Annotated in this window: 5 protein-coding genes; 4 read left to right on the forward strand and 1 reads right to left on the reverse strand. The window is 41.2% G+C overall.

Annotation, left to right across the window (positions count from 1 at the left end; genetic code table 11):
* Positions 1–426: 426 nt before the first annotated feature.
* Positions 427–2,172, forward strand: coding sequence for an ABC transporter ATP-binding protein (locus HMPREF2607_RS09140; protein ID WP_070476783.1), 1,746 nt, complete (start codon positions 427–429; stop codon positions 2,170–2,172).
* Positions 2,162–4,030 (forward strand): ABC transporter ATP-binding protein, encoded by a 1,869-nt coding sequence (locus HMPREF2607_RS09145; protein ID WP_002884255.1) that lies wholly within the window; start codon positions 2,162–2,164, stop codon positions 4,028–4,030. Before HMPREF2607_RS09140 ends, HMPREF2607_RS09145 begins: the two co-directional genes overlap by 11 nt.
* A gap of 94 nt (positions 4,031–4,124) precedes the next feature.
* Here the strand turns inward: HMPREF2607_RS09145 and HMPREF2607_RS09150 are convergent, their stop codons facing one another.
* Positions 4,125–5,648, reverse strand: coding sequence for an ATP-binding cassette domain-containing protein (locus HMPREF2607_RS09150; protein WP_070476785.1), 1,524 nt, complete (start codon positions 5,646–5,648; stop codon positions 4,125–4,127).
* Between the two features lie 432 nt (positions 5,649–6,080).
* On the opposite strand from HMPREF2607_RS09150, the gene HMPREF2607_RS09155 reads away from it, so the two are divergent.
* Together HMPREF2607_RS09155 and HMPREF2607_RS09160 are read left to right on the forward strand one after the other, a co-directional pair.
* A complete protein-coding gene (locus tag HMPREF2607_RS09155) occupies positions 6,081–7,169 on the forward strand; it encodes a hypothetical protein (RefSeq protein WP_070476787.1) in 1,089 nt (362 codons plus the stop codon).
* 527 nt (positions 7,170–7,696) lie between these two features.
* Positions 7,697–12,887: Spy0128 family protein (locus HMPREF2607_RS09160; RefSeq protein ID WP_148130163.1), on the forward strand; the 5,191-nt coding region annotated here is incomplete at its 3' end.

Here is a 12,887-nt window from a genome sequence, read left to right on the forward strand (position 1 = left end):
GTGTGCTCTCAAAAAGGTGTAACCGTTCTTTTATAGATAAAGGATGAGCGTTAAGAGTAGCTTTCCGACAGTATGCTCTGCTCAAAAATGATGCTTTCACCGTGATGGATTACAGGACTAGCTTATATCTATCAATGCCTGAAACATGCTCTGCTCAGGGCAGGTGATATTTTTCGCCGTGGTCGAGACCATTCTGAACCTATTTGCACTTGTTCGAAGTTGCTCACAATTCGACAGTTCTCTCTGCCCAACAGTGATGCTTTCGCCGTGATGATATTCCTATAACTGCAGAAGCAGTTATAGGAAGCGGAGTTATCGAGACTTTGGCTCGATAACTAGTCATGGAACGACTGAGTCGGTCGCTGACGTCCGCCATCACTTAAGAAAGCATCAAAAAAAGAAAAAGAATAAAAAACGGAGGTAATTATGTTTCAAACCCTGATCGCCCAGATAAAGGAATACAAGAAACCCTCAATCCTAGCGTCCCTCTTCATGACGCTAGAAGTCATGTTTGAGATTTCCATTCCCTTTGTAATGGCCAATCTTTTGGACAAAGGTGTCCAGCAATCTAACATGTCTAACATTTGGCTCTATGGTGGCCTCATGTTGGTCTGTGCCTTTCTGTCGCTTTTCTGTGGGATGCAGTCGGCACGCTATGCGGCCTTTGCCTCTGCTGGATTTGCCAAGAATCTACGTCAAGCCATTTTCAAAAAGGTTCAAACCTTCTCTTTTGAAAATATCGATAAGTTCTCAGCTGGTGGTTTGGTAACACGTATGATGACTGATGTTACCAACGTGCAGAACTCTTACCAGATGATTATCCGTATCTGTGTACGTGCACCCCTTAACTTGATCTTTGCCATTGCAGCAAGTTTCCTGATTAATGGCGAAATGGCTTGGATTTTCGTTGGTGTAACACTCTTCCTTGGTCTGGTTTTGGCTGTTATTACCAAAATCGTTTACCCTCTCTTTACTCAAGTGTTTGAGGCTTATGACAACCTCAACAACAGTATCAAGGAAAACATCACCAACATGCGTGTGGTGAAATCCTATGTTAAAGAGCAGGAAGAGACAGACAAATTCAAGAAGGCCTCACGTCGTATTTACAAGATGTTCATGCGTGCCATTCGTGTGGTTATCATGTCTAACCCAGCCATGATGTTGTCTATGTATGCGTCCTTCCTTATGATTTCTTGGTTTGGTGCCCATCTTATCGTTGGTGGTAGTCTGACTACTGGGGAGTTGACTTCCATGTTCAGCTACACCATGACCATCCTCATGTCACTCATGATGTTCATGATGATCTTTGTCATGTTGTCTATCTCTATGGCTTCTGTAGAGCGTATCAATGAAGTGCTCAACACTGAATCAACCATTGTTTCACCTGAAAATGGTTTGACAGAAGTCACAGATGGTTCTATCAGCTTTGATCATGTGGATTTCTCATACACTGATGAAAATGGTGATAAGACCCATGTTCTCAAAGATATCTCGCTTGATATTAAGTCTGGTGAGGTTATCGGTATTCTTGGTGGAACAGGTTCTGGGAAATCAAGTTTGGTTCAGCTCATTCCTCGTCTTTATGATGTGGAAGCCGGTCAGGTTAGGGTTGCTGGCCACGATGTTAAGGACTATGATTTGGATAGCTTACGTAAGCAAGTTGCCATGGTGCTTCAAACCAACGTCCTTTTCTCAGGAACCATTAAGGAAAATATGCGTTGGGGAAATAAACAGGCGACAGATGAGGAAATCATTGAAGCTTGTAAGATTGCCCAAGCTGATGAATTTATCCAAGAGTTTAAGGATGGCTATGACACCAAGATTGAACGTGGTGGAGCCAATGTCTCAGGAGGACAACGTCAACGTCTCTGTATTGCACGTGCCCTCCTCATGAATCCAAAAATCTTGATTCTTGATGATTCAACATCAGCGGTTGATACTAAGACAGATAGTTTGATTCGTCAAGGTTTGGCATCAAGTCTTAAGGATACAACCAAGATTATCATCGGTCAACGTATTTCATCCATCCAAGATGCAGACCGTATCATTGTCATGGATGATGGCCGTATCGATGCTATTGGTACTCACGATGAATTGGTGGCTAACAATGCCATTTATCGTGACGTCTACAAGATGCAAACACAAGGGAAAGGAGTAGCAGATGCAGAATAAGAAAAAAGCTAATTGGGGCTCTCTAGCACGTCTTCTACGCTTTTTGTGGCAAGACTACAAACTTTCACTTTCTATCGCCTTTGTCCTTATTGTGGTTGCTTCCTTGGCAACGGTCAATTTAACGGCCTCTATTCAGTCCTTGGTTGACGTTTACGTTCAGCCCATGCTCAAATCTGGCAGCCATGACTTTGGACCACTGTTACGGTTCTTGACCTCAGTCGCTGTCTTCTGTCTTATCGGTGTGATTGCCAACTATGTGTCATCACTCCTCATGGCGACGATTTCGCAAGATTCTCTACGTTCCCTTCGTAATCAGCTCTTTGCTCGCATGCAAAAGCTTCCTGTTCGCTACTTTGACACTCACCAACACGGTGACATCATGTCTATCTACACCAACGACATCGATGCCCTTCGTCAGGCTGTTGAGCAGTCTATTCCACAGTTGCTACAAACGGCTATTACCCTTATCGGGGTGACTGTAACCATGCTTACGGTTAGTCCTCTTCTCTTTATCGTTGTCCTAGTCATGGTAGGCATCATGTTTATGGTCATCAAAAATGTATCAGCCAAATCAGGCCGTTACTTCGGTGAACAACAAAAGAATTTGGGGATTGAGAATGGTTTTATCGAGGAAATGATGTCAGGTCAAAAAGTGGTCAAGGCCTTTGTTCACGAAGAAGAAAGCATGGCTGATTTTGACAAGATTAACGAGCAACTCTTCGAATCTTCTTACTTGGCCAACCGCTATGCCAATGTTCTCATGCCAATTCTTGGAAACTTAGGAAATGTTTCCTTTGTTTTGACCGCCTTGGTTGGTGGACTCTTTGCCCTTAATGGTGTTGGTGGTTTGACTATCGGTGGTCTCATGGCCTTCCTACAATTGAACCGTTCCTTCAACGGTCCTATTACTCAGGTATCTCAACAACTTAACTTTGTCCTTATGGCACTTGCCGGTGCTGACCGTATCTTTGACCTTCTGGACGAACCAGAAGAAGTTGACCAAGGTAAGGTCACTTTGGTCAACTACGAATTGGTAGATGGTCAAATGGTTGTGACAGACAAGAAAACCAATCTTTGGGCTTGGAAACACCCACGTCCAAATGGCGACTACGAATTGGTCGAGTTGGTCGGAAATGTGGTCTTCCAAGACGTTGATTTCTCTTACGATGGTAAGAAACAAATCCTTCATGACGTTAATCTCTATGCAGACAAGGGGCAAAAGGTTGCCTTTGTCGGTGCGACAGGTGCTGGTAAGACGACGATTACCAACTTGATTAACCGTTTCTACGATATCCAATCTGGTGTGATTACTTATGATGGTATTGATGTCAAGCTGATTGAGAAAGATTCTCTTCGTCGCTCGCTTGGTATCGTGCTTCAAGATACCCATCTCTTCACAGGGACTATCGCTGAAAATATTGCCTATGGTCGTGCTGATGCGACGCGCGAGGAAATCCTTGAAGCAGCTCGCATTGCTAACGTGGACTCCTTTGTGCAACATTTGGACAATGGTTATGACACTGTTCTTACAGACGACGGTGCAGGCTTGTCCAACGGGCAACGTCAGCTTATAGCCATTGCGCGTGCTGCCCTTGCCAATGCACCAGTTCTTATCCTTGATGAAGCGACATCTTCTATTGACTCTCGTACCGAAAAAATGGTGCAAGAGGGGATGGACCGACTTATGGAAGGACGTACGGTTTTCGTTATTGCCCACCGTCTTTCAACCATTGTCAACTCTGACGTTATCATGGTTATGGACCACGGACGAATCATTGAACGTGGTGACCACGACAGCCTCATGGAACAAGGTGGTACTTACTACCGACTTTATACCGGTGGTCTGGAAATTGATTAAGACTAAAAAAACTCAGGCAAAACCTGAGTTTTTTTGCATCTGAAGAAAAGGTTTCTTTTGAGACTTTTCTTGAAAAAACGATAGATTTGAGATCTTAAATCTCAACTTCTTCTAAACCTCGTGAGTCTAGGCGATAGATCTTTTGGCAGACTTGTCTGAGGTAGTTGACATCATGCGATACCGTCAGAATTGCCCCTGGATAGTTATCAAAGAGCTGTCGGACTTGGGGTTGCGAGGTGGGTGAAAAATTTCTGGTTGGTTCATCTAAGATAAGGAGCTGAGGGCTTTCTAAGACCAGGTGCAGTAGGAGTAGTTTTCCTTTTTGTCCTCCAGATAAATCAGCAATCTCATGGTTCATTTCATCATGACTAAAGTTGAGGTTGGCGAGATGGGAGCTTATAACTTCTCGTTCAGACTTGTCGCCAGTCTTACTCAAAAACGCTATTGGAGACAAATCCAGTGGCAAGATAGTGTCATAACGTTGAGGCATGTAGCCAATAGTCAGGTCTGTCTTCTGACTAAGTTTTTGGTAGAGATAGTGTAAGAGAGTGGATTTACCGCAGCCGTTATCTCCCACAATACCAATTTTTTCCTGGCCTTTCAAAGAAAGTTTGAGATGGTCAATAGTCAGGTGAGGAGCGATGTTTATCTGCTTTTCATCTAGATTTAAGAGATATTTTCCTTGAGGTAGAGGGTCAATATGAGAGAAGAATAGTTCAATGCTATCTTCTTTTTCAGGCATTTGTGTCATGTCTTGGGCAAGGCGGTCGTAGCGTTTTTCTTGTGAGAGGACTGCCTTCATCTTTTTAGCAACCAATCGTCCTTGCGTGCTGTCATGCGTATTACGTAAGGTAGTTTGGACATTTTGTTTGATACGGCGATGCTTGGCCATGGCCTTGTCATAGGCTTTTTTCTCGGTTTTGGCTTGCTGCATCTGTTGTTGGTAGCTATCAGAGCGTTGTTGGCTATAGTTATCATAGTTGAGGTGCTCCACACTGGTCCTTGCCTGTCGACGACGTTTAAGGAGTTCCAGATGGATAATGGTATCAGCTGTCTGGCTTAGTAGGTCCTCGTCATGTGAGATATAGACGATCGTTTTATCAGAGTGCTTGATAAAGTCTTTTAACCAAGTCATAGTAGTCAAGTCCATATCGTTTGAGGGCTCATCAAGAAAAATGACGTCGTGGGGACGAGCTAATTCTCGGATGAGTTGAATTTTCAGTTTCTCACCACCTGACAGAGTGGAAAAGGGTTGACTACTGGCAAAACGCTCACTATCAAAATGAAGCTCATCAGCCAGACGATAGAGGGTGGCATAGTCTAGGTCATAAGTGTCCGCAAAGAAGTAGTCGTTAAGGGTTAGAGATTGCAAGCTATCCGAAATCTGTTGGGGAATATAGACCTGTGGGCTATCTGGTTTATTAATAGTTCCCTCGTAAGACAGATGGTCAAGATGTGCTTTTGGATTGACCAGAAGGGCAAGGAGACTAGATTTTCCATTGCCTTCCTCCCCAATGATGGCGACTTTTTCGCCTGTAGCTATCGTTAGATTTAGATCATGAACGAGTTCACGCAAATCCTTGGTATGTGTTATGGTTAGGTGTTGAATCTGTATCATAGGACCTCCTAGGTCTGAGTGCTTGTAGATATTGTTTCATGGGAAGTAGGCTTTTACTTCATATAATATCAAAGGTCAAAAAACAGTCCTACCTTATAAGATAGAACCGTCATGAATCTAGCTAAAAAGCTCTCTAGGAGATAGTGATGGTGTGGACGCAAAAAAGCGCGGATACCATCAACAAGTTTTCTACAGAAAAAGAGCGCAAAAAAGACATGAAAACAATCTATCAAATAAAGCAGGTTTATTGTGAATAGACTTAGTTGTTCATGTCTCCATTTACCTCCGAATGTTACTTGTCTCGATTGTACGCTGTCAGAGAGCTTTTGTCAAATGAAAATCAAAAATCCAGCCTTCTTAGACCGCCGATGCACCTTATCAATAGTCCCCACCTATGCTATACTAGAAGTAATACTGAAAATGGAGATTATTATGGAAAATAAGTTTGTAAAGAAGCCAACACCTAAGGGGGATAAGACAACAAAAATTGTTTTTATAGGTCTCTTAGCGGCATTGCTTTTTGTAATCGCAGGAACGGCTATCTTTTTTGCTGTGAGTGGTAGCAGTAAGGCTACCAAGGGCTCAGCCTCATCTAGCAAGTCAAGTACAACTGTCTATTCCGGCAGCAATGCAGAAGATCCCTTGTTTAAAATCACCCTGACAACCTTCGGGGATAATAAGGAATTTCTACTCGTGACACCAAATCCTGGTCATGATAGAAACATGTTTAACATTGTGGGGGTAGCTGGTCAATACCTAGTCACTCAAGAGTACAAGGGTGATGTATCTGGTAAGAAAAATGCCAAGGGTGAAACTCTTTATAAATATGACTACTTTAATATCTATGTGTATGACACGGAAAAACCAAATCAGAAACCTAAACAAATTGACCTTTTGAAATTGGCTAAAAAAGCTGGGGATGAAGATTATTTAAATCAGGCAGGTCTAAGGCTTTTCATGCTTAATGACCAAGCCTACTTACAAATGCCTTTTGGTGCATCGTCAGCTGATTTTGCTTCTAATAAAAAATACCTCAATCTCAAAACTCAAAAAATCGAGGAGATGAATATCTCAGCTAACTCGAATACTTTGGACTCGGAATTGGAGTACGCTAATGTTGATATGCGTAAGACTTTAGAGCCTTTTGGTCTTGAGATGTGGCCAGGTGCAACTAATGGTAAGGATTTTGATAATCCGTCTGGAACGCCAATTGCTAGTCTACCTGCTCTTTATTACATTTCTGAAAAAGACAGGAGCCTCAATATGGATAGTACCAACTTTGCCAAAGAGCAAAAGGAAGCTTACGAAGCTGTTAAGACCAAACATGCTAGAATCTATACCATTCCAAGTAAAATCAATAACGAAACCTGGTTCAATACCTTGCTCCATTGGATGGCACCTGAAGGGCAGGATGGCTACGAGTTACCGGTTAGGGCTTTTAGACCGACTCAGGAAGAAGGTAAAGTCAAGTCCTATCAAGAATTGCAGTCTTGGAATGACAACCATATCAGAAAAAAATAGAGGAAGTTAGCTCTGAAACCAATAAGATGATTAACCCAAGTTTATGATGCTTGGGTTTTTTATTTTTTTGAAAATGTAGTGGGTGACTATGGCCGTCAAAGGCAATTATTAAATTGTATATCAATGGTTTATCGATGGTGTTACAGAATCGGATGGTTTGTAATAAGTAGGTAAAAATTAGAATAAAAGTAAGAAAATCAGCCAATAAAATGAGTTAAATCCTCTCATAAGTCTAACATCTTCCGTGAAAAACATGAGAAAGTTAGGAATGAAAAGAAAATAAAATAGAAATTTGAAAACGGTATAAAGTAAATAAAATCAAGGGTTTTACACTTGTAAAGGCAAAAAACAAACAAAAGTTGTTGGCTGAATTGTCAGACAACTTGATTTTTTTTAAAAAAGTTGACTTAATCACTTGACCATAAATTGTCAGAATGTTAGAATGTAATAGAATCATGAGTTCAAGTATAGGATTCTTGTATACTCGTGACCTATAACTAACTATTTCATACAGAGGGAGACTTGAAATGAAAGACATTTTTAACAGACGCCAACGATTTTCATTGCGTAAATATTCGTTTGGTGTCGCTTCAGTCTTGCTAGGAACGGCACTCTTTGCTGCTCATACTGCACAGGCTGATGAAGTCATAGCACCCGATGCTTCTTCATCAAACCCTGGTTCATCAGTTGAGGGCGAAAGTTCGTCAGACCTGGTTGAGACGTCTACAGCATCAACAGCTCAAGCAGATCCTACTGCAGCTGTATCTTCTACTGATGCAACTGCGTCAACATTTAACTTGACGCCAGAAGCATCAGCAACAGATAAGGCTGCCGCAGAGACAACTGACAAACAAGCTACAGAAACTGCAAAACCTGAAGCAGTAAAACCAGCTTCAGAGGCTGCAAAACCAACTGAGAAAGCTACTTCAGAAGCAGCTAAACCAGCTGCAGTGGCATCTACAAATGCAGCTAGCAACAACGTTGAAACAACAGCTTCAGCGACAACCGCTGCAGCAACACCAGCTGCAACAGCGGCTAACCGTACAGCAGCAACAGCCGCTCCAGTAGCTGAAGAAACAGCAGCAGCTGAAACTGCGGCAGCAGCAACAAGCGTTAAGCCAAACGTTACAGCACGTGCTTACTCTGTTAGAGCAGCAGCCGAAGATCGCAGTGCAGTACTTGACCGTGCAGCAACTGATATGACTAACGGTGGAGCTTTGGCAATGAGTCGTAGCCGTCGTAACCGTCGTGCCGCTACAGACCACAATAACGAGCCGGTTGCTGTAGCAACTTTCCTAAAAGACGGTGAAGTTGCTACACCTGATATGACGGATCCTAATGGTGCAAGTGTTGCATCTCAAACTGTACCAGCTGGTTATCAAGCTAAAGAAGGCGACTTCTATACTTATGCTATTTGGGATCTTACTGAATTCAATAAACGTTATAATACAAAATATTATGCACGTGCCTATAAGAGATTTGATGACTCTACCGATACAACGGTTGAATTGCTCGACAAAAATACTGGTAGTGTAGTTGAAACTAGAACGATTACCGCTTCTAGTGGGGTTCAAAAGTTCACGACTACTACAGCAGCGTCTAATAGCCAATTAACTTTCCAAGTAGATTATAAAGCTGGAACTGCTCCAAAGGGTAAAAAAGCAGAACCATTTATTCAAAATGGTTATGCAGTTGGAAAGAGTATCACAGACTTAGTAGCTGGTGGGCACCAACTTACGCCTGCAGAGCAAGCACTTTATACTGCGGTTTATAACGCTCGTACTACAACAGATATTTTAAACGTTGTTGAACCAGCTTACAATGGTCGTACAATTACTGATTCAAACGCTAAAATACCAGTAACAATTAATAAAACAACTTACTATAAAGTAGTTGATAAAAACAATCCAACATTTAACGCCAATAAAACAGATAAAACTGTTCAAGATTATAAAGAAAATGGTAATGAAGTAGAGTTAGCTCGATACACTCTTAAAGCTGAAGAAGGACAACGTTTCACAGCATCTGGCGAACGTCAATTTGATGGATACAAACTTTACCAAACTGCTGATGCAAATGATCAATCTGGTACTGTAAGTCGTCCTTACACCGTTGGTACGAAATTCATGGATGCGGACCGTTACGGTATCAAACGTATCAAAGAAATTGTTGGAGAAGACGGTTCAGTCGTTATTCGTGTTTACTTGCTAGATCCAAGACAACAAAGCAAACGTTCTGATGGTTCATTAAGTACCGATGGCTATATGTTGCTAGCAGAAACTAAGCCGATTAAACCAGGTGAATGGAATTCACAGGACTTAGTTGTTAAAAAATCACCTCTTTACACTATTGCACATACCGTAACTGATCCAAAAACGGGAGCAAAAACTAACTATCCAAACGGTAAAGAAGTTCCATTTGACTTCCAAAAAGCTTCTGGATATGCACCATATCATACTGTATTCGTACCATTCTTAGGAGATGGAATTGGACATGGTTCAGATAATGCGCAATTAGAGCGTGGGGTAGGAGGTATCGGTACCAACGTTGACTTGCTCAACACTTTGACACCGTACAAACAACCTATTTACTACTACGTGAAGCAAGAACCTGTAACAGTTACTCCAGAAGTTGAAAAACAACTTGAAGGACGTGTACTTGTTGATGGTGAATTCAGCTTCAAGATTAAAGAAGTCAATGAAAACAAATCACTTCCTTCATATGAAGAAACTGTTACTAACAAAAATGGTAAAGCTACATTTAGTAAATTAAGCTTCAATAAAGTTGGTACCTACAAATATACAATCTCTGAGATTGCAGGTTCAGATGCAAACGTTGATTACGATGCAATGACTGTTACTATGACAGTTACTGTAACGGAGAACGCTCAAGGTGATTTGCAAGCTTCAGTTAAGTACAGTGGTGCTGGTGGTTTTGCTTCAAGCGCAGATGATAAGATCTTCAACAACTTTGCTGTAGCTCCAGTTAAGACTAAGTTTGACTTTAGCAAGGCTCTCGCAGGTCGTGAGTTGAAAGCCGGTGAATTTAGCTTCGTATTGAAAGATTCAACTGGTAAAGTTCTTCAAACTAAGACAAATACTAAAGAAGGTGTTGTAGCCTTTGACGATTTGACTTTTGACAATACACAAGTTGGTACTCACAAGTACACTGTAGAAGAAGTTATCCCAGAAAATAAAGAAGCTGGTATGACTTACGATACAATGAAAGCTGAAGTAACAATCACTGTTACTAAGGAAGGTCACGTTCTTAAAGCAACAAACACTCTTCCAGCAGATACAGAGTTCAACAATACATTCACTCCTGCTGCAACACAAGCTCAATTCAAGTTTACTAAGAAACTTGAAGGTAAAGAGCTCACTAAGGATGCCTTCACATTTGAATTGCTTGAAAATGGTAAAGTAATCCAAACTAAGAAGAATGCGGCTGACGGAACAATCCAATTCGACGCTATTTCTTACGATAAAGAAGGTTCTCACACTTACACAGTACGTGAAGTAGCTGGAACAGATACAAACATCGATTACGATGATATGAATGCAGTAGTAACTGTTAACGTTACTAAAGATGCTGCATCTGGTATCTTGACTGCTAATGTTACAATGCCAGAAGATACAGAGTTCAACAACTTTGCAGTAGCTCCAGTTAAGACTCGTTTCGACTTCAGCAAAGCTCTTGCGGGTCGTGAGTTGAAAGCTGGTGAATTCAGCTTCGTATTGAAAGATTCAACTGGTAAAGTTCTTCAAACTAAGACAAATACTAAAGAAGGTGTTGTAGCCTTTGACGATTTGACTTTTGACAATACACAAGTTGGTACTCACAAGTACACTGTAGAAGAAGTTCAAGGTTCTGAAGCAGGAATGCAATATGATACGATGAAAGCTGAAGTAACAATTACTGTTACTAAAGAAGGTCACGTACTTAAAGCAACAAATACTCTTCCTGCAGATACAGAGTTCAACAATACCTTCACATCAGCTCCTACTCAAGCTCAATTCAAGTTCACTAAACGTCTTGAAGGTAAAGTACTTGAAGCAGATGCCTTCACATTCGAATTGCTTGAAAATGGCAATGTAATCCAAACTAAGAAAAATGCTGCAGATGGTTCAATCACATTTGATGCGATTGAATACAGCGCTGAAGGTGAACACACTTACACTGTGCGTGAAAAAGCTGGTAACGATACAAATATCGATTACGATACTATGAACGCAGTAGTGAAAGTTAAAGTTACTAAAGATGCCACTACAGGTCTCTTGAGTACTGCTGTTACAATGCCTGAAGACACTGAGTTCAACAACTATGTTGTTGCTCCAGTTGTGACTAAGTTTGACTTTACTAAGAAATTGGCAGGTCGTGAACTTAAAGCTGGTGAATTCAGCTTCGTATTGAAAGATTCTACAGGTGCAGTAGTTGAAACAGTTAAGAATGATGCTGCTGGTAATGTTTCATTCTCTAACTTGTCATTCGACAACACTAAAGTAGGTACTCACACTTATACAGTAGAAGAAGTTATCCCAGCCAACAAAGAGTTTGGTATGACTTATGATAAGATGAAAGCTACTGTTACAGTTGAAGTTGCTAAGAACGGTCATTCATTGACTACAGTTACAAACGTATCTTCAACTGGTGGGGTTGATGCCAACGGTAATGCTACTGATGGTACTGCCGATAAAGAATTCAACAACAAAGTCACTCCTCCAACGCCTCCTGAATTCCAACCAGAAAAATTTGTCGTTTCTAAAGAGAAATATGACATCACTGGTGACAAGTTGATGGATGACGACGATGATGTACCTGGTAACGAGTACACAGCAACAAATGAGAATCCATATGTTGATGGTGTTAAAAACAACGAACCAGAAAACTTGAATACTAAGACTGTTGAACGCGGTTCTAAATTGGTATACCAAGTATGGCTTGATACTACTAAATTCACAGAAGCTAACAACATCCAATACGTTGGTGTATCTGATACATACGACGCAGAAAAATTGGACGTAAATGCAGCTGACATCAAAGCTTACGATTCAGTAACTGGTGCAGATGTGACTGCTAAATTCGACATCAAAGTTGAAAATGGTACAATCACTGCAACTTCTAAAGATGAATTCATCAAAGATAAAGTAAACAACCCTGTTATCGATACTACTAAATTCGCCTTTGGACGTTACTATAAATTTGATATCCCAGCAACTGTTAAAGAATCTGTTAAAGCTGGTGCTGATATTGAAAATACAGCCAACCAAACAGTTCACGTTTACAACCCAGTAAGCAAGACAGTTGAAAAACCTGAAAAACCAACACAAAAACGTGTTAACAGCGTTCCAGTTCCAGTGGAAATGAACTTCACTAAACGTTTGGAAGGTCGTGAACTTCAAGCTAACGAATTCGAATTCGTATTGAAGAAAGACGGCGTTGAAGTTGAACGCGTGAAGAACGACGCTACTGGTAAGATTGTCTTCAAGACTCTTAAATTTGGTCGCGATGATCTTGGTAAGACTTACAACTACACAGTAGAAGAAACTCCTGGTACAGATACAACTGTCAAATACGACACAATGGTTGCCACTGTTAAAGTTGTTGTTTCACACGACGGTACAGCTAAAGCAATCGTTGCCAACGTAACAGATGCTGCTGATAAAGAATTCAACAACCGTGTAACACCTCCAGAAGAACCTAAGTTCCAACCAGAGAAAT

The sequence above is a fragment of the Streptococcus sp. HMSC078H03 genome (assembly GCF_001808655.1).
Taxonomy (GTDB): domain Bacteria; phylum Bacillota; class Bacilli; order Lactobacillales; family Streptococcaceae; genus Streptococcus; species Streptococcus salivarius_G.

Coding starts and splice junctions, on each gene's coding strand:
- HMPREF2607_RS09140 (WP_070476783.1), top strand. CDS start 427: ATGTTTCAAACCCTGATCGCCCAGATAAAGGAATACAAGAAACCCTCA.
- HMPREF2607_RS09145 (WP_002884255.1), top strand. CDS start 2,162: ATGCAGAATAAGAAAAAAGCTAATTGGGGCTCTCTAGCACGTCTTCTA.
- HMPREF2607_RS09150 (WP_070476785.1), bottom strand. CDS start 5,648: ATGATACAGATTCAACACCTAACCATAACACATACCAAGGATTTGCGT.
- HMPREF2607_RS09155 (WP_070476787.1), top strand. CDS start 6,081: ATGGAAAATAAGTTTGTAAAGAAGCCAACACCTAAGGGGGATAAGACA.